This is a genomic window from Roseovarius sp. THAF27 (genome assembly GCF_009363655.1).
Taxonomy (GTDB): domain Bacteria; phylum Pseudomonadota; class Alphaproteobacteria; order Rhodobacterales; family Rhodobacteraceae; genus Roseovarius.
The window spans coordinates 3,029,715-3,051,369 of record NZ_CP045393.1; the positions used below are offsets into that span (position 1 = coordinate 3,029,715).

Consider the following 21,655-nt stretch of genomic DNA (forward strand, 5'->3'; position numbering starts at 1 on the left):
CAATGTCCGAGTCCATCGTGCCTCGAAACGACTTCGGCATCCTCGCCAAATTCATTTCTTACCCTCCCTGGATCGCCAAGGATATCTCTCTCAAAGCCACCTTCCGGCCCGAACAACTTTATCCCGTCAGTGCCATCCCCTGGCTTATAGCTCGTGAGCCCTGGCCTCGTCGCGAGTTGGTGGAATGCCGCGTCGTCACCCCCGGCCAATCCATTTTTTATCCCGATGCCACGATCTCCTATGATCCCATGGTCGACGCGCAGGGTGACTTCATCGAGAACGCGTCCCGCGAATCCCTTAATCGGGTAATAGTGGAGTGAAACAATTTCAGTCACTTTCTCGCACCCAAGCTTCTCCTTGTGCGTTGGACAAACTCACACCGGACATCAGAACCAGCTCCCGCAATCCGTCGCCCGGTGTCAAAGGATCATCGAAGTCGATCAAAAGCCGAGAGTGCATGGTAATCCAGCCGGAACCCGTAACTGCCGCCTTTACTCCCTGGTGCCCATGATACTCAGTGAACTCCGTAACCGCGACGCGAAGTTCTGTTCCGAAAATTGAAATCGTTCGCAATGTATCACCGGCAGACAGCTCGCCTCTGTCTACAGACTGCGCAATAGCCGCGGTCGACGGCACGCCGGCGGGACATCGGCAAACACTTGAAAGAGGATATTCGTAACAGCACAACTTCCGTTCATGGCAGCCGTCAGAACCTGTCTCGACTTGCCCTGCAAAAATCAGGAATGAAAGCGGTTCTTCGTCTCCGAACTCAGGATGCACAGGGCGACATGTTTTTCGAGCTTCCGCGATGAATGCTTTGGCGAACCTGACAAGCTCGTCCTCATCTTCGCGATTTAGACTGAAACCCAAGGCATCGGCGTTCACGATAGGGTAAAACGCCCCTGTCCAGGCCAGGTCGAACGAAACCGTCCCCCACTCCGGCAATTCGATTTTGAGATCACGTTCGGCGACATACGAAGGCGTTTGAGCTTCATATGTAACCTCCCGGACGCGACCTGCTCTGGTGGTCACCGCTACTTCTATGAGTCCACCGGGTGCTTCAAGTATGATACGGTTGGGTCCGTCCTGAACCGGAATTCGGCCCATTTCAATAAGCGCTATCACCGTGCTCATCGTATTTGTTCCGGATATCAGTGGATATCCCATGCGCTCCATAATTATGAAGCCGGCGGCAGCACTTGGATGAACAGCCGGCACGACCAAGTCAGCGAAAATAGAAGGATGTCCGCCACGCGGTTCATGCAACAGCAACTGGCGCAAGCCATCGGCGTTGGTCCTGAGATACTTCATTTGGTCGAGCACCGTACTGCCCGGTAATGCCGCTACTCCACCCAATACAATTCTGTGGAGGTCCCCTCCCACGTGGACATCAACCACGTCGAGTGTGGCGGGATACTGACCAATCAAATTCACCGACGTATTCACATGAAACTCCGTGCGCTCTTTGGTGTTCCTGTTCACCGAACGTAGTCGGCCCCGGTGATATCGACCGTTGATCCGGTCGCGTGTCGGCAACGGCCACTGGCGAGGAAAGCGACCATTGCGGCCACGTCACTTGGGGGCGTGATCTCTCGCATCGGCAATGACGATGTGACGGCTTCTTCGCCATGGACCGAAATGTGGTCTTCGGCCATCGCTGTTCTTACCCAGCCCGGCGCAAGCGCATATGCCAGGATGTTTTCATGCGCATACCCGCGGGCGATCCCCTTGGTCAGCGCCAATAGGCCTCCCTTCGCCGCTCCGTACGCAAGGTGGTCTGGATTGTCGCCTCGATGAGACGACCTGCTGGCCATGTTGATGATGATACCACCGTCGTTTGCTTGGAAGTGCAGGATCGCAAGACGACACAAGTCCGCCGAAGCCTGAAGGTTGATCTGAAGATTGTCGTCCCATCCTTTTTGCCAGGTTGCGGCATCTGCGATTGGCGATCCGATATACGCGCCAACATTGTTCACCAAGACATCAATCCGTCCGTGTTTCGAAGTCGCGGCGTTCCAGAGATCACCTGCCCCTGAACCTAATGCCAAGTCTGCTTGCTCGACCGATAGTCGATCGCGAAACCTGTCCGCCATGGCATTCGCAGAAGAGGTATCCCGCCCATAGTGGCCGATAACGAATGCGCCCTCGGTATGTAATGCGTCCACGATCGCGGCACCGATACCACGTGTGGCTCCCGTCACGAGGACGGTCTTGCCTTCAAGTGGCGCTTTTACGAGCATCTGATTATTCCCATTTTGGTTACCAGGGTCCAGCCGAACCGCACGCGCGGTCACCTTTGTCTATCGGTCAAGGGGCCGTTATAAGGTTCAATGACTTGCCCGGCGCCGAAAGCGCCGGGCAAGCTGGCCGGGCGGACACACCGCTACGCGGGTGTCCACCTGCGGCAGGGAGCTACGCGAACCACCAGCGCTCAGTTGCGCGGTTGCCATCGAGTTGCCAGTTGGCCGAGAGGTTCGGGCCATGCGCGACGTTCTTGCGACGCAGGTACACATGGTTATTGAAGTAAGGGATGACGGTCGACCCGTCGTCGCGCACGATCATCTGCATTTCGGCGTACATCTGGCCCCGCTTCGCCTGATCCAACTCACCACGCGCCGCGATCAGAAGCTCATTGAACCGGTCATGTTGGAAATGCGACTCGTTCCAAGGAGCGCCCTGAGCATATGCGGTCGAGAACATGACGTCCGCTGTTGGCCGCCCGCCCCACTGGACCATGCAGAACGGCTTCTTGAGCCAGACATCCGAATAGTATCCATCGTTAGGTTCGCGCACCACCTCGAGGTTGATCCCGATCTTGGCGAGTTGCTCTCGATAGAGCACAGCCGCATCGACTGCGCCTGAACCAACAACGTCAGCAGAGCTGAGTTTGACCGAGACGTTTTCAAGTCCCGCCTTCTTCAGGTGGAACTTGGCTTTGTCGATGTCGTATTCCCGTTGCTCCATCTCATGGTAATAGGGCAGCACGGACGAAATCGGGTGATCGTTACCAAGCGAGCCGTATCCGAAGAGGATTTTGTCCAGAAGCTCCTGGCGGTCAATGCCATATTTGAATGCCAAACGGGCATCGTTGCTGGTGAACGGTTCAACGTCCATATGCATCGGCATCGAGACATGCGCCCAGCTGGTGACGTTGTCGATTTCGATGTCTTGGTTGCGCGAAAGCAACTGGAGCGTCTTCAACTCGGCACCATCGACGGCGTGGACATCTCCGGTGAGTACTGCCGTCTGACGTGCGTTCGGATCATTGAGGACAATGATTTCGGCAGAGTCAAAGTTACCTCTGCCCTCCTTGAAGTAGTTCGGATTGCGCCGGTATACGGCCCGAATTCCGGGCTCGAAGTTTTCCAGGATGTACGCGCCAGTGCCGACACCGGAGCGCCAGTCTACGCCGTCGCCATCTTTCGGCAGGATGTTGAGGTGGTAGTCCGTCAGAACGAATGGAAAGTCGGCATTCGCGGACGCGAGCTTGAAGACGACCGCATTTTTCCCGTCCGCGCTTACATCCTCGATTGGCTCGAGAAGCGCCTTTGCAGCCGATACGCTGTTCTCGCCACGGTGAAGGTTGATTGAAGCAACCACATCTTCCGCGTCCACTGTTTTGCCGTTGTGGAATTCGACGCCATCACGCAGCTTGAAACGCCATTCCGTGGCGTCCGCGTTGGGCTCCCAGGTTTCAGCCAAGTCGCCCGCGATTTCATTTTCCGGGCTAATCTCTGTCAGGAAGTTCCTGAGCGTATGTGCGACGTGAATCTGGAACTGGTTGGTGGTCTGAGCCGGATTAAGCGTGTCAGATGTGCCACCCTGGGAAATACCGACCTTGAAATGCCCCCCGGTCTGGGGTGTCTGGGCCAGAGCGCGTTCAGCCATTGTCAGCGCCGTGGAACTTGCGATCCCTGTCGCCAAGACCGACCGAATGAATTGTCTGCGGTCGATCGATCCGGCCTTCAGGCGGGTCTCCAGACCGTTCAGATGATGCTTTAGTTTCGTCTCCATGTCTTCCTCCTTTGATGGACTTTGTCCGAGCTTCTGTCTTGGTTTCTGTGCGGCCGTCAGGCGCGCCGCCGTGGGCCTGGATTTTCCAGGCGGGTTACTCACCGACTTTCTCTGGCAAGAGGGCTGTGTGGTTGAGCCCTCCGGCATCTGCTTGGGCGTGTGAAATGGCAGCGTGTATTTCGGGCAGCGCGAAACACGACGCCGTAAATGGCGAGAGATCCAACCGCCCATCCACGATCAGACCAAAAAGGCGATGGAGCGTGTCGCGGGTGAACCAGAACGACCCGACGAGCGCATTTCCATTCCGCATCAGAAGCGATGCATCGACCGGCAATGGCGCCGTCAAGGCACCGACGAAACTGGCCACGCCATACCGACGCAGCCGACTGATCAGACTTTCAGTCACTTGAGTGGTCTCTCCGGATGCGCAATCCAGCAACATGTCGATCTTCGCGCCATCCGTGGGATCCCCAATGCGAACGCGTTCGGGATCAAGGGCCACCAGGTTCTGCAAAACGCCTTCACGTCGGCCAAAAACCTGCACCTCGGCGGCACCAAGCGCCAGGGCCACAGCGGCGGCACCCGCACCGACCTGCCCGGTGGCGCCGTTGATCGCCAGCACTGTGCCAGGGCGAAACCCACCCCGCTCCAGACCCGCCAGCGCGGTGCCGAACCAGCCAAGGCGACAAAGGATCTCGGGTGGAGCACCGATTTCATCCGGGATCGAGACAAAATTGTCTTCCGGCGCGTGGATCAGGTTCGCGAAACTCCCGTCAGGCCAAGCAGACATCGCCTCTTGAGCGCCCGGCGCCACCGCGAAACACCCGAGGAAACCGTGGTCCTCCCGCGGCACGTCCGGGTCATTGCTGCCCGTGTAGGCATCAAAGTAGACACGTTGCCCGGGCATCAACCCGCCTGATGCTCGCTCCACAACGCCGATTGCGCATTGGCCGGGAATAAAGGGACGCGGCGGGGTCATCCAAGCGCCGGACGGCAACGCCGCCATATAGGAAGCCACGAACGCGGCCTGCATCCTCACGATGGCCCCACCTTCTCGCAAGTCGGGCGCATCGATGTCTTGAGTGATGAAATCGTTGTTGTTTTCGATGATACGAACAGCTTGCATGGACATCTCCGATCTATCCCGTGAGGTCGATCCAAATGGTCTTCAACTCGGTGTATTGCTCGTGAGCGTGCAGACCGTTGTCGCGCCCACCGAAGCCGGACGCCTTGAAGCCGCCGAAAGGCGTGGAGATTTCGCCTTCACTGTAGCTGTTGACGGAAACAGTACCGGCCTCGAGCTGACGCGCGCACCGATGCGCCTTCGCCACATCTGTAGTATAGAGCGTCGCCGCCAGCCCGTACGGAGTGGCATTGGCGAGCTCGATCGCCTCTTCATCGGTCGATGCCCTGGTGACCGCCAAGACGGGGCCAAAAATCTCTTCCTGGAAGATCGTCATTTCTCGCGTGACGTCCGCGAAAATCGTCGGTTGAAATTCCAGTCCTTCACCCGCCTGACCGCCGCAAACGATGCGGGCTCCTTCGTCCAAGCCCGCGCGCACGAGGCTTGACACCTTGGTAAAGTGGTCCTGGCTCACCAAGGGGCCATTCCGGGTTTCAGGATTCAATGGATCTCCCACGGACCAGGCCGCCGCCTGATGACGCAAGGCCTCGACCAAATCGTCATGCACGGACTCGTGCACGATGATGCGGCTGTTGGCCGTGCAATTTTCTCCCATGTTCCAGAAGATTGCGTTCGCCTGAAGTTCGGCGATGCGGCCAATGTCGCGGGCATCTTCCAGCACGACCGCCGCACTTTTGCCGCCCATTTCCAGGCAGACTTCTTTCATGTTCGACTGGGCTGCATACTCAAGAAACTTCCGACCGACCTCCGTGGAACCAGTAAAGGTCAGCGCGTCAACGCCCACGTGGCGCCCGAGGGGTTCTCCCACGTCTGGCCCCATCCCAGTAAGCACATTCAGCACACCCGCCGGAACGCCCGCCTCGATGGCCAGCTCGGCAATCCTGAGCGCGGTCAGACTGGTCTGCTCGGCAGGCTTCACGATCACGGAGTTGCCCGTGGCCAGCGCCGGACCGATCTTCCACGCCATCATCATGAGTGGGAAGTTCCAAGGCAGAACAGCCGCAACTACTCCAACAGGTTCACGGACGATCAACCCCACGGCGTCTGGTGAAGACGGTGCAACCTGATCGTATATCTTATCCTGGGCCTCGGCGTGCCAGCGGATACAGCGCGCGGTTTCCGGTACGTCGATTTCAAGGCAGTCGGTGATCGGCTTGCCGGCATCGAGCGCTTCGATCACGGCCAGTTCGGTCAGGTTGTCCTCGATCAATCCTGCAAATCGGATCAAGACGTCCTTGCGCTCCGATGGATGCAGGCAGGACCAGACTCCCGACCGGAAAGCGGCGCGCGCGGCGGCGACCGCGATATCGACATCGGCATCGTCGCAGAGGGGCAGCTCTGCCAGAACCTCCCCTGTCGCCGGATTTGCCGTTTCGAAAGTCTTGCCAGACCGTGCATCACACCACTCGCCATCGACAAACGCCTTCGAAGGCAGGGAGATCTGCTTTGCAATTGCGCGGTAGTCGGTCATGTCTCGCCGTCCATCAAAGGCGCGAGGGTGGCGATCATGACTGCTTCGGCTTCGTCACTTATCGGTCGCAGCGGACGCCGCACGTTGCCAAGGCCGTAGCCTCGGTGACGCGCCGCGACGAGAACGCACTGAAGATAATCGTTGGTCCAGATATGCAGGAGCGAGGGCAACATCTTCTGCCATAGCGCCAGCGCCTGGTCGTATTCCTTGGCCGCGACGTGTTTGTAAAGCGCAACGGTTTCGTGGGGCATGTAATTCGCGCCGCCCCAGATGCACCCATGCGCGCCGGCCATCATCGCGTAAACCGCCGTTGTGTCGCAGCCATTGAGAACCCGGCAGCCGTCTTGCAGGTATTGCTGATGGGTCGTCAAATCGCCGCCGCTGTCCTTGATGTAGTTGAAATTCTTCAACTCGCTCAAACGCGTAAAAAGCTCAGGCGAGACAGCCAGCCCCGTAGCCTGTGGAATGTTGTAGCCAACGATGTCGATGCCCACCTCCGCATCGATCGCTCTGTAGAACTCAAAAAGCCCGTCGTCGTCCGCCGGTCCCTCGAGGTAGGGTGGTAGGATCATCAGTGCATCGGCGCCAGCGGCCTCGGCATGTTTCGAGCGACGGATGACTTCGTCCATATTGAGCGCCGAGGTCTGGCAAATTGCATTGCAGCGCCCGTCAATCCGTTTGATCGCCGCCTCGTAGAGCGCTTTGCATTCTTCCTCGGTCAGATATGGATGTTGGCCAGTGCCCGACCCCAGGACGAGCCCGTGCACACCCGCGTCGACATAGGCGTCGACCAGACCGTCCCATTCCGAGAAGTCGATTTTGCCGTCCGCGCCGAACGGAGTTTGCATTGCCAGGTTGATTCCGGCGAGATCTGCCATGTCTTGCTCCTGTTATGTTTCTTTTCCAGCCCTGAAGAACCGGTATGCTGTGGTTGCCCTAACCCCGATCTCGGTCAGCCATTCGGGCATGCCGTAAGTGGGCTTTGGGCGGTTGTTGAGAATGTCGATCGTGCGGCTGGTCTGACCGAGTGCCAGCTCCGCCAATGCCTTGCCAAAAGCGGCGCCACGGGCAACCCCGGTGCCATTGCAGAAGGCAGCGCCGTAGACCCTGTCAGCCAGTTCGCCGAACACCATGCCGCCATTGTGCGAGAGAGTTAGAAGCCCACCCCAGGTATGCTCGTAGCCTATAGAGGAAAGCTCCGGGTAACGTCTGTCGAAGGCCACCTGATGGTGCTTCCTCGCATGATCAACATCGCTTTGACGCGACTGGAAGCCGCGACCATACGAATAGACGTTGCGCAAAAAGAGACGTCTGTCCGCCGTCAGCCGCATCGTCGTTCCGAAGCTTTCGGCCGGAATGACACCGAAAGGTCCGCGCGCCCCGACGACTTTCAACTCTTCCTGGCTCAACACTCGCGTCATCGACGCGTAGGTGTAGACCGGGATGGCCGTGTGTGGGAAAAAGCCGCACTTGGTCAGATACGCCGCATTGCATAAGAGGATGTTGCGTGTCCTGATCTGGCCACTCGGTGTCTGACACACGTGGTGTTGCGGCAGCTGTTCTATGCCTGTGACCGGTGTCTTCTCGTAGATCTCGACATTTTCGGGAAGCAGCGCAGCCAAACCGGTAAGATATTGCGCCGGTTGCAATAGAACCGTGCCCGGCGTGTGTATCGCCGAATGATAGTGACCCGATCCGGTAATTGATTGGATTTCATCCCGCGCAACCCAGCGGTGCGATTTACCAATCTGAGTCAATGCGTTGGACATATCCTCAAGGCAGCGACGCCCTCTATCCGTCGCCGCGGCATGATACTTGCCAGACGGATCCCATTCACAGGAGACACCAAGCTCTTCCACAGAGGCACGCATGTAGGCAATGCCCTCGGTGTTGACGTGGTATTCTTCCTCGTTGCCTTGGCGATCTTCGGCAAAATGCTTGTTGCGCGGATTGTGTGCCAGATCGATGGCAAACCCTGCACAGCGGCCGGCCGCTCCATCACCAATGCGCCCGGCATCGACCAGGACCACGCGAGCTTCGGGCGCCAGCTCACCCAAACGGCGAGCTGCGTGAACGCCCATCCAGCCTCCTCCGACCACCAGGTAATCGCAGGTGATATCGGAGGCGAGGCTGAGCGCGTCAGAGCGGTCACCCAAGGCCGCATACCACCCAGAGCGCGTCGGCTCCATATGAACAGGCATGATTTCCATGCCCACTGTTTATCTTTTGCAGGTTCCTCTCTGTAGACTTTAAATCTTCATACACCTATAAACTCAATTTATGTCTGGACTCAGAAAACTCCTCCCTTCGGCCAATGCACTTCTTGTCTTTGAGGCTGCTGCACGGCTGCACAGCTTCAAAGGGGCTGCAGAGGAATTGAACGTGACCCAACCAAGCGTCAGCCACACCATCAAGTCGATTGAGGCGCGCTTGGGAACGCAACTCTTTGAACGAGGGAATCGCGGGGTTCGTCTAACCAGGGCGGGATCGGAATTGATGGCCGATCTAAGCCCAGCCCTACGCCAGATCGAATCCAGATTGCGTGCAATAGCGGATCGTGAGGGTCACACGATTACCGTCGCCGCATCGACGTCAGCGTCGGCGCAATGGCTTTTGCCCACAACGGCCCAGTTTCAGAGAGCTCACCCCGGTGTAAGTGTCCGGATATTGACGACAGACCGGAACGTCGAACCAGGGGACGGTGTCGACCTGACTATCAGGCGGGGCCCGGCGGACTGGGACAGAGCGAACTGTTGGCGGATTTCCGAAGAGATACTCTACACGATCTGCAGCGCCAGTTATCTTGAGAAGTCAGGTCCAGTACGCGGCCTCGAAGATCTAATGAACCACTCCATCATCCACAATGCCGAACCGTATCGCAACCGCATGCAGTGGAAGGAATGGCTAAGCCTTCAGGGGCATAATTTGACGCTGCCCGAAACATTGACGTTGAATGATTATCAGTTGGTCATCCAGGCGTGCATTGCCGGAGAAGGTATAGCCTTGGGTTGGTCGTTTACGACGCAGAGACTCGTCGACCAGGGAATACTGTTGAAGCCGCTGGACAACGAAGTTGTCACCGATCATGCCTTCTATGTCCTCGGACCGAAATACGCAGAGCTATCCCGCAATAAGATGCGCTATATCAATTGGATAAGCAACCACGCCGCTTAGGTGAGACGATTGGAAGAAAACGGATTACGTCATTCGATCTATGCCCAGCGTCCCGATCTGCCATTTTCTTAGAAAAGACGGGCGACAAAACCCGCCAACCAAGTATCTGGTTTTCTGACCAAAAGCGGTTTGATCTTAATTGAGTGGATCACCTTTGTGAGCGCGGGAAGAGCCGTAGATCGAAGAACAGAAGATTTGTAGATGCAAGTGAAATCCTTCGTTTGCGGCGATACTTGGCGAGCTCGGGATGACTGCTTGGCGGTCGCTCAACTGCTTGAGCTGCGGTATGGAGACACTCCCGCAGGCCGGTCAGGTCTGGATACTATACCCAAGTGTACTTGCGGCTTGTATCAGGCCTGACCGCAGCACAGTGTGACTCAAGGGCGTGTCCACAACAGGCGTTGCTGGCATCCCAGACCTGCTGCGCTCATAAAGCGCCAGCGACAGACTACTGCCGCCGGACATTGCGGATCGATAGAACAACCCATCCAAGTTCGGATAGGCGTCGTCAAAATCCGGGCTCCATTCTTTCGTGATTGCCCTTGGCCCGCTGGACAGGCTGGCCGACGCTCCCACCCGCGTTGTCCAATGCCCGGTCAAATCGAAAAGTGAGATTTCGCGGGTGATCTGGAAGACCGTCAAACGGGGACCTCCTGCCCTCAGGTCGATCGTTCTGGTATCTTGGAAGACTTCGGCCAGCGCCGATGTGAATGCATGGGGATCCAGTGCCCTTTCTATACCGTAAAGTATCGCCCGGGCTCCATTGGTCGGTCGTCCTGAGGGATCCGGCAGATGATGGTCGAACTGGGAGTTGGTCGGTCCAAAATTCCGAAAATGCGCAAATCCGGACGCGTATTTGCTCCCAGAAAACCAGATGCGCACGATCTCTGAGCCGGCGAGAAGGGTGTGCACGGCTGGCGGTATCGCCGCAAGCGAAGACGTACCAGGAGAACGTGGCAAATGGTCCATGAACAGAGTGCTCTCGGTCAGAGGCTGCTGAGGATGCTCTCAATGATAGCTGGATCATGGCCTTCGATGAGCCAATCCCGAGGCGAAAACCCATCGAGATCTTCACGCGGAGTTCTGAAAAACCTATGCATGGCCTGCGCGGAGACCTGGCGACCAGCGGCCAGAAGAGTGCGACCGAGATGCGGTATTTCTCCGGTATCCGTGAATTGAAATACCGGAATGAGCCAACCTCGTCCATGGGGCCGAGGAATGGCCATCAGCGAGCCGGCCGAAATACGCTGCCGCAGGCGGGCATCACTGACCTTCATGCGCCGGGCCGCTTCGGCAAGCGGGATGGCATTTATCGTTAAAATAGCCTTGCCACCCATCCCCTGCAGCACAGGATCCGACCTGTAAAACTCCGCATCAGACATGGTGTCTACCATGTCGACCCCCGCGCGTCCGAGCGCCATTCTTTCACGCTTACTCAGCGGACTTTCTTCACTCCCGAGCTCGTCGGCCTGTTCAATCATGCGCGCCGCAACGTGAAGCGCGGCCTCGGCCAGCGCTCTCTTGCCTTCGCTCGCCAAGGCCTCGTCGATCAGGCTTAGATCTTTCTTGGTTCCGCTGGTGAGGGCGGTCTCGCCATCCTTTTTCGGATGCGAGATCAGAGTCATAAACTGCATGGCCACCTCCAAATGAGAGATATAACCGTTAGCTTCCGCAAGTAAAGTATCGTAAGCCTTCGTTAGAGAGGACGTTGTTGTGTTGTAGCACCATCCCCAAATGAATGGTTGGCGAGAATATGACGCGCGTCTCGACTTGGCCCGTTGGCAGCTGCCAACGCTTCTATGGACCGATACGAAGTCGTTGCACGAAACCCTCCCCGCTGGCCTTGTCGTAGACATCAAAGCACGGCTGCGCCTTTGGTTGCCACACCCGCCCAAATTCCACGGAGCATGACAACGGTGTACCCGGAAAGACAGACAGATCGACATCTCTCCCATACTCGTTCTGGATTTCGTCGAAGGTGCGCCTGGCAATCTCTCTGAACCGCCGAAGATCGTCCTTGTGCCGAATGATGCCCGCGCAATGTATATTGCTGCTTATCTCCCAGATCGATACATCCGCGCCAAGAGCCTGCGTCACATCCGCATCGCTAACCTCGTTGGTAATGGAAAGCTTCAAGGCAACCTTTTTCGGGCCAGGAACTCCCTTGTGTCGTGTAAAATGGATCTCTTGCCGATCCTCCGGCCAGGACCACTGAACGGGTTCCCTTTGCAACTCGTAGACATCGGCCACCGAGATATCGGATAGCAGCCGCCCCAGCTCCATCAGAAGGGGGATCGGGGCGAGGCCGAACACAGAGAGATGCCGGAAATCACCGGCCGCGAACCGGCCAAGCACCTTGCTGGCAAAATCGGCGCGAAGCACGTCCGGTTGCACCTGCTAATAGGAACGCGGCGGATCGAAACCAATAAATCCTTGTCGATCCTGACACTGACGGAGGCTGACATGATGGATCCCGATCTTGGCGTTCGCGAGCTCCAGGCGATGCACCGGTAAGCCCGAGAGCAGTCCCAACCTCGCAGATGATCAAAGAGCCAGGAAACGTGACTTATCTCATCTCCTTGAACCACGAGGGATGTCTTCGTTGACATCCTTGACCAGTGGACGGTCCATCCCTTATTGCATCGGTGTGCGTGCTGCGATGGCGTCGCTTTCCGATACGCATCTATCCTGAGACTGAAATCTTGTCCTGAACGCCCGGACATCACTCGCCCGAAACCTTCGGGCGCTTTGCTATTGGAGTGATGACCATGACCTTTGATGTGACCACGCCCCGTCGTCCGGCGCTCTTTGAGAAAAGCGCGGTGACCGGAATGATATGCATGGCGGCGGCAATGCTGCTTCTTCCTATTGGGGATACATTCGCCAAGATCCTGACTGGCCATCTCTCCGCAATCGAGGTGACCACCGCCCGCTTGCTGGCCCAGGCCCTGTGCCTGGCCCCTATCGCGATTGTGCTGCGTCATCGTCTGCGTGGGCCGATGTTCTCACCGATCGTCGCTCTTTCGGGTGCTCTGGTCATGGTCACCCTGACCAGTCTGATCTGGGCGTTCTCACTCATGCCGATCGCCACGGCCATCGCGATCTTCTTCGTCGAGCCGCTGATCCTGACGGCGCTTGTCGGGCCGTTGCTTGGCGAACGGGTCGGACCGCGCCGCATGATTGCCGTCCTTGTTGGATTGTTCGGAGTGCTGATCATCATCCGGCCCGGCGGAAGTTTTGGCCCAGCGGCCTTCCTGCCGTTGCTGGCAGCTCTGTGCTATGCGCTGAACATGATCGTTCTGCGCAAAGCCTCTGGGATCCGGTCGAGCCTGACAGTCCAGTGCGGCGCTACCTTCTATGCGTGCCTGGGCCTCGTCGGGATCTCTCTGGGCCTCGGGGCGGCGGGGCACCTCGAGCCGTCCTTTGCCAACCTGCCAGGCTGGGCATGGGGTGCAATCCTGGCGTCGGGCGGTCTCGCCGCCGCCAGCTTCATCCTGATTGCCGAAGCCTTCCGTCAGGCCGAAGCGGGTATGCTGGCCCCGTTCCAGTATCTCGAAATCATCGGTGCAACGGCCATGGGCTACGTTGTGTTTGCGGACTTCCCGAACGGGCTGACCTGGCTCGGGATCGGAATCATCCTGAGTTCTGGCCTTTATGTGTTCTGGCGGGAGCAAATACCGAACAATCGCGCCAGCATTCGTCCGAGAAGACGCCGGACACGCCGAATTAGATCTCGCTGATCTCAAGCGCCGGGTGGCATTTGCTTGGCATGCGCCTCGGCGCGATGCGGTAAGATTTGACGATACCGCACGGGCCTCCACAGTCTTCATAGAAGCTTAATTGCTTGATCGGGAAATCTCTGTTTCTTCTTGCCATCCTTATCGCCAGAGGGCTTCCAGTTTGAAGGTATCGGAAATTTTTATTTTACTTGGACAATGTTCCCGGAACCTCAAGGCCTACCGCAGCTCCGTTCGTACGCAGATCGGTGAAGAACGCCTCTTCCTCAAGGCCGGGGTTCGACATCTTCTCCAGGAATGCCTCCGACCAAACTGCTTTTTCTTCAGCGGTCAGCATGCCCATTTCAAGATCGCCCGCAAGTGCACGCGAGACTTTGGTATGATCGAAACTGCCGGATCTCTCGATGGCACGACCGATCCGCGCTCAATGCATCATCTGTTCGGCAAGCGACCGTCTCTGGAAACAGCGCGGGCATCATCAGGTAATTTCACAAACTTGGCCATTTCGCATCTCCTGAGCCGAAAGGTGGCGTTTCGCCAATTAAATGTCGAGTCACCATTATCGCGACGCAGCATGATACCGCTTTAGAACAGAAAGCTTTGATAGTCGTGATCGCGATCTTCTGGAATTGTCCACGAAACAACCTCGGCACGGTAGCGGCGATAAGACACCATGGTAGTGAACGAACTTCTTGCCGGTCTCGTCGACTTCCGCGGCGGCGGTGGATGGGCATGGCAACGCTATCGCAAGCTCGACAAGGGCTTCGAGCGTTCGCAGGCGGCGCAGCCCCGGTCGGACTGCCCAATCTGTGGCAGCGAGGAAACCTGGGCGCTCGGCGACGTCGACCCGTTCCCGGATCCTATCGGATTAGTGGCTGATGATCGACATTCTGCGGAAGAGCCTCGAGCTCTTCCGTATCATTCCGCGACGCGCCCCGGTTGACAGGGTAACACCCACACCCCCGAGGCCGGATCAGATCGTGACTGGAGACATGACAATCGTGCGCGATGGCGTTGACAAAATGGGCCAGTTTCCACTGTCCCGGTGGGTGCGGCGAGACCATCAAGCTGTCCCTCAACAAGAACCGGAAGCCATCTTGCATGTGCAGCGACAATCGTGCGAATGACAATGATGGCACGGCATCTGATCACTTCGGCTATTCCCTATATCAACGGCGTCAAGCATCTTGGGAACCTCGTGGGCAGCCAGTTACCAGCCGATCTTTTTGCCCGCTACCAGCGAGCGCGAGGACACGAAGTGCTCTTTCTCTGCGCCACGGATGAGCACGGCACTCCCGCCGAACTGGCCGCAGCAAAGGCCGGCATGCCTGTGGCTGATTATTGCGCAGAGATGCACGAAACGCAGGCACGACTTGCCAGGGGATTCCATCTCAGCTTCGATCACTTCGGTCGGTCCTCCAATCCGCAAAACCACAAGCTCACCCAGCATTTTGCCGGTGTGCTGGCGGAACGCGGACTGATCCGAGAAGTCTCGGAAAAACAGATGTATTCCGCCGTCGATGGCCGCTACCTCCCAGACCGATACATCGAGGGTACATGCCCTGAATGCGGTTTCCAGGATGCCCGTGGCGATCAGTGCGACAATTGCACCAAGCAACTCGACCCTGTGGACCTGATCAGTCCCCGATCCGTGATATCGGGCTCCACCGATCTTGAGATGCGAGAAACCAAACACCTCTATCTTTGCCAGAGTCAGATTAAGGACGAAATCGAGTCTTGGATCGACAGCAAGGTCGACTGGCCGGTTCTTACTACGTCAATTGCAAAGAAATGGCTACATGACGGTGACGGGTTGCAGGACCGTGGCATCAGCCGTGACCTTGACTGGGGCATTCCTATCCGGCGCGGTGACGAAGACTGGCCGGGCATGGAAGATAAGGTCTTCTACGTCTGGTTCGATGCACCGATCGAATACATCGCTTGCGCGCAGGAGTGGGTCGATGCTGGAAAGGGCGATGACTGGGCGCGCTGGTGGCGTACTGACAGGGGCGCAGATGACGTCACCTACACCCAGTTCATGGGCAAGGACAACGTCCCCTTCCACACCCTTACTTTCCCCTCCACAATTCAAGGATCCGGCGAGCCTTGGAAGCTTGTCGATTACATCAAGTCGTTCAACTACCTGAACTACGATGGCGGTCAGTTCAGCACTTCCCGCGGGCGTGGTGTCTTCATGGACCAGGCGTTGGAGATTCTTCCCGCTGACTACTGGCGCTGGTGGCTGCTCTCTCACGCACCCGAAAACTCTGACGCCGAGTTTACCTGGGAAAACTTCCAGGTTTCCGTGAACAAGGATCTCGCTGATGTTCTTGGTAATTTTGTTTCCCGCGTGACCAAGTTCTGCCGGTCGAAATTCGGTGAAGTTGTGCCCAAGCGCAGTGACATGGGCGAACAGGAAGTTAAGCTGATCTCCGACCTCACGCAAAGAATTCGAGAATACGAGACTCGTATGGAGGAATATGAGATACGCAAGGCAGCCGGCGCATTACGGGCGGCTTGGATGCTGGGTAATGAATATCTCCAGGCGGCCGCGCCATGGTCGACCTTCAAGATTGATCCGGAGAAAGCAGCTACACAGATCAGTGTCGCACTCAATCTCATCCGGCTTTACGCAGTGATCTCGTCACCCTTCATACCCGAAGCCTCTGGTCGTCTGTTCAAAGTTCTGAAGACAGAAGATGACAGCTGGCCCGACGATGTTGCGGCAGCATTGTACGCCTTGCCTCAAGACCATGTGTTCGAGGTTCCGGATGTGATATTCCGAAAGATCACCGATGACGAACGCATGGAGTGGCAGGTCCGTTTCATGGGGCAAAACGGGTGAGTTACGTTTTTGAACCTGCGACAAGGTTTTCAAGCCACTCACGCCTCCCCCGAGAGTGGGTCGCGCCATTTGGAAATGATGTTTTTTCAGTTCGTTAATGCAATCGTGATGTGCGTAGACTTACCCGAACAATTTCCCCGGAGCATGACACCAGCTTGATTGGACAGAGAGACAGATCTACATCTCTGCCATACTCGTTCTGGATTTTGTCGAAGGTGCGCCAGGCAAACTCCCTGAACCGCCGAATATCGTCGTCGTGCCGGACGGTTCCGGCGCCGAGCGAGCTGTTTCTGAATTCCCAGATCGATGCTTCCGATCCCAGAGCCTGCGTTACATCCGCAGCGCTGATTTCGTTGGAGATGGAAAGCTTCGGGGCAACCATTTTCGGGCCAGGATAGTCTGCGTGGAGGCCCAAAACTTGGTCGGGTAACTTCTATTTTTTCTTTCCGCCGTCTTTACCGCTCGAGGGCTTCCAGTTTGAAGGTATCGGAAACGTCTGTATGATTTTGATCAACTCATTGATCCTCCGTGTGTCCCGAATAATATCGCAGTCGGCATCACTATGCCAGATCGTAAGCAATCAAACGTGGATTGCACTTTGTCGCAATAAAGGTCAGAATATTGCACGGAGTAGCCGGTGGATCAAATCATGAAAAAGAGCCAGTTGGCAGAGCGGATCGCGCACGACATCTCGGTCAAGATTGCCTCGAAGGATTTCGCTCCCGGAGATCATCTGCGCGCGCAAGCTCTGGCCGATACCTTCGGCGTTTCACGGTCGCCAATCCGCGAGGCATTGCTGATCCTCAACGAGGCTGGCTTGGTTCAAAAGATGCCGAACCGGGGCTTTTACGTGTCGCAGTCGGCGGACCAGGAGAAGACATCCGTCCCCCCAGCACTCCTTTCGGAACAGCGCAGCCCCTATCATCGCATTGCCAACGATTGGCGTAACGATGTGCTACCAGAAGAAGTGACGGAACAGTTTTTGAGGGAAACTTACAAGGCCACGAAGGCGCAGGTCCAGGAGATCCTGACCCGCGCCGTGCGGGAAGGTTGGGCGGAGAGGAAGGCGGGCTATGGTTGGCGTTTTCTGAACGTCGCCAAGTCGCCACGGGCCTTTCAACAGATCTATCAGTTTCGCATGTCGATCGAGCCGGCGGCAATGCTACTTCCAGAATACGAGGTCTCGCGCGACAAGTTGGAGGAGCTGCGTGCGACCCAGAAACGCATGCTCGACCACGACATCGAACATCTGCCGGTGGAGCGACTGCTCAGCAATGGCGCGCAATTCCATGAAGAGCTGATTAAGTTTGCTAACAATCCATATTTCCATATGGCTCTGGTGCGCGTGAACCAGATGAGAAGGCTGCTGGAGTACAGCGCGGCATCGACGCCTGAGCGGTTCATTGAGCAGTCGACACAGCATCTTGCGATCCTCGACCTCTTGGCGCGAGGAGAGATTCTGGAGGCCTCATTCGCGATGAAGAAACACCTTTCCGGTGCGATGAGCAGCAAGATGCAATTGATCCGCGTTTCCGATGAAGCTGGTAGATGGACGGCTTGAGGTGAACTCCCTGGAGGATGTTATACAGTCTCAGTCTTCTGGAAGCAGGCGGTCGAGAATGGCCTTCAAAACTCCGCCGGTTTTGAGCAACTCAACTTCCTGAAGCGTATCGACCGCCACACGAGCCAGAACTTTCTGGCTCTCACCGGTGGCGCGATACCATGCGATCACGACTTCCTGGCGCGGCCGAAGGTTCGGGCCCGTCACCTCGATTTCGAACAAGTCGTCTGCGGTGATCTCCGCTTCGGCGGGGATGAAGCCGCCAGTCAACTCGATGGGAAGAATACCCATCCCAATCAGGTTGGAACGATGGATGCGTTCGAAACTACGTGCAACGACCGCCCGCAACCCCAGGAGGGCTGCCCCTTTCGCCGCCCAGTCGCGACTCGATCCCATGCCGTATCGGTGGCCTGCCAGGAGGATTGTCGAACGACCCTCGCGATGCAAAGCGTCGGCCGCTTCGAAAACCTTCATTCGAGTCCCGCCCGGCAAAACGGTCATGGCTGGTGGAAGGTCTGGCGCCAAGTGGTTCACGGCGCTCTTGTTGGTGAACAGTCCGCGAAGCATCACCTCCCAATTCCCCCTGTAGGAGGCATAAACGTTGAGATTGCAGGGATCGCCGCCACGCTCGATCAGCCATTCGCCAGCCGGGCTGTCCGGAGCAATCGCCCCCGCAGGCGATATGTGATCGGTCGTCATGTCGTCGCCAAGAACCATCAGCGGGGTCGCCTGGTAGTGACCGAGCCGCGAGACCGCATCGCGGGAAACGAAAGCGGGACGTCGCAAATTGCGTGAATCCGGATCCCAGGGGAAGCACTCGCAGTCGGGCGTCGGCAGCGCGGCCCAATCGGGATTGCTTCGAGCCTCGACGAAGGCGGATGTCACGTCTGCCGGTGCGATCGCGCGTTCGAGCGCCGCGTCGATTTCAGCCTCCGACGGCCAAAGGTCGGATAGGTGGACTGGCGCCCCTGAAGGATCTATGCCGATTGGATCGGTCAGAATATCGCCCTGGACGCGTCCCTTGAGCGCAAACGCGATAACCAGCGGCGGCGATGCGAGAAAGCCGAGGTCGAGCTTAGGGTGGACGCGTCCCGGGAAATTCCGGTTCCCGGAGAGAACGGCAGTAATCGCCTTATCCTCCGCGAGCGCGGCCTCGATCCGTTCGGGAAGGGGGCCGGAATTGCCTATGCAGGTGGTGCAGCCGTATCCGACGATGCCAAACCCGATCGCGTCCAGCGCATCCATAAGTCCGGCGCGGGTCAGCATGTCCGCTGCGGAGGGAGATCCCGGTGCGAGCGAGGTCTTGACCCAATCGGGTGGTGTCAGTCCGCGCATCTGCGCTTTCTGAGCCAGCAGCCCAGCCGCGATAAGCAGTCTCGGCGAGGACGTGTTTGTGCAGCTCGTGATCGCGGCGATCCCGATTGCCCCGTCTGGGACACCCTCGCCGGGCACAAGGTTACGACCGACGGCGCCAACGATAGCTGCCTCGGCCTCCGTCGCTGATTGCCGATCCTGCGGACGCCGAGGTCCCGCGATCAGGGGCGTCAACCGGTCCAGAGCGATCACGATCTCGCGGTCGAAATGCGGAGTGTCTCCCGGCTCGAACCACAGCCGCTGCGCCCGCAGAACGGGGGCGATTTTCGCGAGTAAGGCTTCGGGGCGTCCAGTGCGTCGCAGATAGGAAACGCATTCGGCATCTGCCGGGAAGAAGCCCGTAGATGCGCCATATTCCGGTGCCATGTTGGCCACAACTGCCCTGTCATCGGCCGAAAGCGTCGTGACCCCTGGACCATAGAACTCGACAAAGCTGCCGGTCACTCCGATCTCGCGGAGCCGGTGCGTGACTTCCAAAGCAAGATCGGTGGCCAGGGTGCCGGGCCGCAAAGCTCCTGTGAGACGCACCCCCACCACTTCTGGAAAGGCGAGCGACAAGGGTTGCCCGAACATGGCGCTTTCCGCCTCGAGGCCGCCGACCCCCCAAGCGAGAACGCCGATGCCGTTGACCATGGGGGTGTGGCTGTCGGTACCGATCATCATGTCTGGATGCGCGCGATCGTCCTCGGTGACGATCAGTGTGGCAAGTTGCTCGAGGTTGATCGTGTGCATGATTCCCGTGCCGGGAGGATTGACGTTCAGGGTCTTCATCACGCCGGCGGCCCACTTCATGAAACTGTAGCGCTCCGCGTTTCGGGCAATTTCAGCGCTTGTATTCCGCGCGAGGGCATCGGGGTGCGCGTAGAGATCGACGGCAACTGAATGATCCACCGACACTTCCACTGGCAGATCTGGCGTCAGGACCGACGGATCACATCCTGCATCGGCCAAAACGTCGCGCAGCCCCGCAATATCCGCCAGAGCCGGTGTGCAGGTCGTGTCGTGCATCAGGAGACGATTAGGATGGAAAACGAATTCGAACTCTGTGGACCGGCCATCCATCCAGCTGTCCAGCGCTTCGATCAGCTCCGTACTTTCTCCCGTGGCGCGTATATGGTTCTCGGCAAGCAGGCGTATCACATGGGGGAGGCGTTCGAGCCGCGCCCCGAAAAGGGCGGGTAAGTCGGTCACATGCCAGGTCTGGCCGTTGAAATTGAGGGATTTCGTCTGGTTCATGGGGACATCCTGGTAAGTCTTTTCAGCGCAGGCGGTGCAAGGAAAAGAGACGTCAGCACACGCATGATGTGATGGCAGGCCACGAACGCGACTTCACGGCCCATGCCGATGGCGATCAGCGACATCTCGGCGAGGCCACCCGGCGCATAGGCAAGCAGCAATGCCAGCGGGTCCCACCGCCCCGTGGTTGCCATCGTGGTGGCCGCGATGATGGCGAGCACCAACTGAACGCTGACGATCGTTAATGCCGAGAGCGCGACCTGGGTGAGTTCGCGCAGCGTGAACCCGAGGAACCGGGATCCGACGTTGATGCCGATCAGCACCTGTACGGCGATCGAGACCGATGGCGGGATGCCAAAGTCTGACACGCCGCCGAGATGCAGCCCTGCGCTCAATGCCATCGGCACAATAACAAACCCGGCAGGTATGCGGCTGTAGCGATCGGCGAGCACGCCCGACATCATGCAGGCACCAAACCAAAACCAGTCGGCTGCGCTCATGGAAACCGCCACGTCACCGGTGCCTTTGCTGACGCTGACATGAAAAAGACCGGCGGCGAGGATCGGTATCGCCAGGATCGACAACGCGATGCGAAGTGCATGTGTAATGGCCACCCGGCGCGCGTCCCCGCCCGCGCTTTCGCCGAATACGATCATTTCCGTGATGCCACCGGGCATCGCGCAGAGTGCTGCATCTACCGGCCGAACCGAGAACATGCGGCGTAGGATCAAGAAATTTATTACGAGCCCGGTCAGCATCAGCGCGAACATGATCAAGAGCGAAGGCCACCAAGCCGACAGCGAGCCGAAGAGCCCAGCAGGAATGGAGGCGCCGAGCATGGCTCCAACTGCCCCGCGCACGTAAGGCATGACAGGCTTCGGCTGGAATACCGGTACGTGCGTCAAGCTCGCTGCCACAATGACCAGCATGGCGCCCACCAGCCAGCCAAGCGGGACGCCGATCCGCGCAAGTATGGCTCCCCCGCATACGGCACCGAGGAATGTCAAACCCCTAAAAATTTGAGTCTTGGTGTTGGTCATCTTGTCTGCGGGGTCTCAGTAACTGTTTAGGACGTGTGGATCGGGCCGCCGGGGTCGAA

At 57.9% G+C, this 21,655-nt stretch carries 21 protein-coding genes; 7 read left to right on the plus strand and 14 right to left on the minus strand.

The features are described 5' to 3' along the window. Window positions 1-2 precede the first annotated feature (2 nt). Complete coding sequence (locus tag FIU89_RS15130; protein ID WP_152493366.1) at window positions 3-320, plus strand: hypothetical protein; 318 nt, start codon at window positions 3-5, stop codon at window positions 318-320. A 7-nt stretch (window positions 321-327) separates the two neighbouring features. Here the strand turns inward: FIU89_RS15130 and FIU89_RS15135 are convergent, their stop codons facing one another. The 7 genes from FIU89_RS15135 to FIU89_RS15165 all read right to left on the minus strand — a co-directional run bounded on the left by FIU89_RS15135 (window position 328) and on the right by FIU89_RS15165 (window position 8,839). Beyond that, window positions 328-1,446, minus strand: coding sequence for a proline racemase family protein (locus FIU89_RS15135; protein WP_172978129.1), 1,119 nt, complete (start codon window positions 1,444-1,446; stop codon window positions 328-330). A gap of 32 nt (window positions 1,447-1,478) precedes the next feature. Further along, entirely contained in the window at window positions 1,479-2,294 is an 816-nt protein-coding gene (locus tag FIU89_RS15140) for an SDR family NAD(P)-dependent oxidoreductase (RefSeq protein ID WP_216647026.1), read from the minus strand. 118 nt (window positions 2,295-2,412) lie between these two features. After that, window positions 2,413-4,014 (minus strand): ABC transporter substrate-binding protein, encoded by a 1,602-nt coding sequence (locus FIU89_RS15145; RefSeq protein ID WP_152493369.1) that lies wholly within the window; start codon window positions 4,012-4,014, stop codon window positions 2,413-2,415. 94 nt (window positions 4,015-4,108) lie between these two features. Continuing rightward, a complete protein-coding gene (locus FIU89_RS15150; protein WP_172978130.1) occupies window positions 4,109-5,140 on the minus strand; it encodes a hypothetical protein in 1,032 nt (343 codons plus the stop codon). Window positions 5,141-5,153: 13 nt separating this feature from the next. Continuing rightward, window positions 5,154-6,629, minus strand: a complete 1,476-nt coding sequence (locus FIU89_RS15155) for an aldehyde dehydrogenase (RefSeq protein ID WP_152493371.1) — start codon at window positions 6,627-6,629, stop codon at window positions 5,154-5,156. Beyond that, entirely contained in the window at window positions 6,626-7,507 is an 882-nt protein-coding gene (locus tag FIU89_RS15160; protein ID WP_152493372.1) for a dihydrodipicolinate synthase family protein, read from the minus strand. Before FIU89_RS15160 ends, FIU89_RS15155 begins: the two co-directional genes overlap by 4 nt. 12 nt (window positions 7,508-7,519) lie before the next feature. Then, window positions 7,520-8,839, minus strand: coding sequence for an FAD-binding oxidoreductase (locus FIU89_RS15165; protein WP_152493373.1), 1,320 nt, complete (start codon window positions 8,837-8,839; stop codon window positions 7,520-7,522). Between the two features lie 70 nt (window positions 8,840-8,909). Between FIU89_RS15165 and FIU89_RS15170 the strand changes: the two genes are divergently transcribed. Next, window positions 8,910-9,803: a LysR substrate-binding domain-containing protein gene (locus FIU89_RS15170; RefSeq protein WP_152493374.1), complete on the plus strand. Its 894-nt coding sequence runs from the start codon at window positions 8,910-8,912 to the stop codon at window positions 9,801-9,803. A gap of 309 nt (window positions 9,804-10,112) precedes the next feature. On the opposite strand, the gene FIU89_RS15175 is transcribed toward FIU89_RS15170, so the two are convergent. The 3 genes from FIU89_RS15175 to FIU89_RS15185 form a co-directional block, all read right to left on the minus strand. Beyond that, complete coding sequence (locus FIU89_RS15175; RefSeq protein WP_152493375.1) at window positions 10,113-10,772, minus strand: RES domain-containing protein; 660 nt, start codon at window positions 10,770-10,772, stop codon at window positions 10,113-10,115. Window positions 10,773-10,789: 17 nt separating this feature from the next. Further along, entirely contained in the window at window positions 10,790-11,437 is a 648-nt protein-coding gene (locus FIU89_RS15180; protein WP_152493376.1) for a hypothetical protein, read from the minus strand. A gap of 163 nt (window positions 11,438-11,600) precedes the next feature. Then, window positions 11,601-12,185: an SAVED domain-containing protein gene (locus tag FIU89_RS15185; protein ID WP_254701698.1), complete on the minus strand. Its 585-nt coding sequence runs from the start codon at window positions 12,183-12,185 to the stop codon at window positions 11,601-11,603. A gap of 380 nt (window positions 12,186-12,565) precedes the next feature. On the opposite strand from FIU89_RS15185, the gene FIU89_RS15190 reads away from it, so the two are divergent. Beyond that, window positions 12,566-13,543 (plus strand): DMT family transporter, encoded by a 978-nt coding sequence (locus FIU89_RS15190; protein ID WP_368373265.1) that lies wholly within the window; start codon window positions 12,566-12,568, stop codon window positions 13,541-13,543. A gap of 184 nt (window positions 13,544-13,727) precedes the next feature. On the opposite strand, the gene FIU89_RS22485 is transcribed toward FIU89_RS15190, so the two are convergent. Continuing rightward, the gene (locus FIU89_RS22485; protein WP_216647027.1) at window positions 13,728-13,877 is read right to left on the minus strand and encodes a hypothetical protein; all 150 of its coding nucleotides are present in this window, start codon (window positions 13,875-13,877) and stop codon (window positions 13,728-13,730) included. A 342-nt stretch (window positions 13,878-14,219) separates the two neighbouring features. Between FIU89_RS22485 and FIU89_RS15200 the strand changes: the two genes are divergently transcribed. The 3 genes from FIU89_RS15200 to metG all read left to right on the plus strand — a co-directional run bounded on the left by FIU89_RS15200 (window position 14,220) and on the right by metG (window position 16,385). Next, window positions 14,220-14,483, plus strand: coding sequence for a hypothetical protein (locus FIU89_RS15200; protein WP_254701699.1), 264 nt, complete (start codon window positions 14,220-14,222; stop codon window positions 14,481-14,483). Window positions 14,484-14,548: 65 nt separating this feature from the next. Further along, the gene (locus FIU89_RS22940; protein ID WP_368373266.1) at window positions 14,549-14,824 is read left to right on the plus strand and encodes a DUF6527 family protein; all 276 of its coding nucleotides are present in this window, start codon (window positions 14,549-14,551) and stop codon (window positions 14,822-14,824) included. Next, the gene (gene metG, locus FIU89_RS15205) at window positions 14,709-16,385 is read left to right on the plus strand and encodes a methionine--tRNA ligase (RefSeq protein ID WP_368373307.1); all 1,677 of its coding nucleotides are present in this window, start codon (window positions 14,709-14,711) and stop codon (window positions 16,383-16,385) included. Before FIU89_RS22940 ends, metG begins: the two co-directional genes overlap by 116 nt. Before the next feature lie 94 nt (window positions 16,386-16,479). Here the strand turns inward: metG and FIU89_RS22945 are convergent, their stop codons facing one another. After that, the gene (locus FIU89_RS22945) at window positions 16,480-16,767 is read right to left on the minus strand and encodes a hypothetical protein (RefSeq protein WP_216647028.1); all 288 of its coding nucleotides are present in this window, start codon (window positions 16,765-16,767) and stop codon (window positions 16,480-16,482) included. Between the two features lie 267 nt (window positions 16,768-17,034). Here FIU89_RS22945 and FIU89_RS15210 point away from each other — a divergent pair, with 267 nt between their 5' ends. After that, window positions 17,035-17,946 carry a GntR family transcriptional regulator gene (locus FIU89_RS15210; protein ID WP_152493378.1) on the plus strand — a complete coding sequence of 304 codons (912 nt, stop codon included), beginning with the start codon at window positions 17,035-17,037 and terminating at the stop codon, window positions 17,944-17,946. 30 nt (window positions 17,947-17,976) lie between these two features. Here the strand turns inward: FIU89_RS15210 and acnA are convergent, their stop codons facing one another. Together acnA and FIU89_RS15220 are read right to left on the minus strand one after the other, a co-directional pair. Continuing rightward, complete coding sequence (acnA, locus tag FIU89_RS15215) at window positions 17,977-20,556, minus strand: aconitate hydratase AcnA (RefSeq protein ID WP_152493379.1); 2,580 nt, start codon at window positions 20,554-20,556, stop codon at window positions 17,977-17,979. Beyond that, window positions 20,553-21,596: an AbrB family transcriptional regulator gene (locus FIU89_RS15220; RefSeq protein WP_152493380.1), complete on the minus strand. Its 1,044-nt coding sequence runs from the start codon at window positions 21,594-21,596 to the stop codon at window positions 20,553-20,555. Before FIU89_RS15220 ends, acnA begins: the two co-directional genes overlap by 4 nt. Window positions 21,597-21,655: the final 59 nt, after the last annotated feature.

What these genes read in the sequence shown, in the direction of transcription:
- FIU89_RS22945 (WP_216647028.1), bottom strand. Translation starts at nt 16,767, where the DNA reads ATGGTTGCCCCGAAGCTTTCCATCTCCAACGAAATCAGCGCTGCGGAT.
- FIU89_RS15155 (WP_152493371.1), bottom strand. Translation starts at nt 6,629, where the DNA reads ATGACCGACTACCGCGCAATTGCAAAGCAGATCTCCCTGCCTTCGAAG.
- FIU89_RS15190 (WP_368373265.1), top strand. Translation starts at nt 12,566, where the DNA reads ATGACCATGACCTTTGATGTGACCACGCCCCGTCGTCCGGCGCTCTTT.
- acnA (WP_152493379.1), bottom strand. Translation starts at nt 20,556, where the DNA reads ATGAACCAGACGAAATCCCTCAATTTCAACGGCCAGACCTGGCATGTG.
- FIU89_RS22940 (WP_368373266.1), top strand. Translation starts at nt 14,549, where the DNA reads ATGGCGTTGACAAAATGGGCCAGTTTCCACTGTCCCGGTGGGTGCGGC.
- FIU89_RS15220 (WP_152493380.1), bottom strand. Translation starts at nt 21,596, where the DNA reads ATGACCAACACCAAGACTCAAATTTTTAGGGGTTTGACATTCCTCGGT.
- FIU89_RS15145 (WP_152493369.1), bottom strand. Translation starts at nt 4,014, where the DNA reads ATGGAGACGAAACTAAAGCATCATCTGAACGGTCTGGAGACCCGCCTG.
- FIU89_RS22485 (WP_216647027.1), bottom strand. Translation starts at nt 13,877, where the DNA reads ATGCTGACCGCTGAAGAAAAAGCAGTTTGGTCGGAGGCATTCCTGGAG.
- FIU89_RS15180 (WP_152493376.1), bottom strand. Translation starts at nt 11,437, where the DNA reads ATGCAGTTTATGACTCTGATCTCGCATCCGAAAAAGGATGGCGAGACC.
- FIU89_RS15170 (WP_152493374.1), top strand. Translation starts at nt 8,910, where the DNA reads ATGTCTGGACTCAGAAAACTCCTCCCTTCGGCCAATGCACTTCTTGTC.
- FIU89_RS15130 (WP_152493366.1), top strand. Translation starts at nt 3, where the DNA reads ATGTCCGAGTCCATCGTGCCTCGAAACGACTTCGGCATCCTCGCCAAA.
- FIU89_RS15165 (WP_152493373.1), bottom strand. Translation starts at nt 8,839, where the DNA reads ATGGAAATCATGCCTGTTCATATGGAGCCGACGCGCTCTGGGTGGTAT.
- FIU89_RS15160 (WP_152493372.1), bottom strand. Translation starts at nt 7,507, where the DNA reads ATGGCAGATCTCGCCGGAATCAACCTGGCAATGCAAACTCCGTTCGGC.
- FIU89_RS15150 (WP_172978130.1), bottom strand. Translation starts at nt 5,140, where the DNA reads ATGCAAGCTGTTCGTATCATCGAAAACAACAACGATTTCATCACTCAA.
- FIU89_RS15210 (WP_152493378.1), top strand. Translation starts at nt 17,035, where the DNA reads ATGAAAAAGAGCCAGTTGGCAGAGCGGATCGCGCACGACATCTCGGTC.
- FIU89_RS15175 (WP_152493375.1), bottom strand. Translation starts at nt 10,772, where the DNA reads ATGGACCATTTGCCACGTTCTCCTGGTACGTCTTCGCTTGCGGCGATA.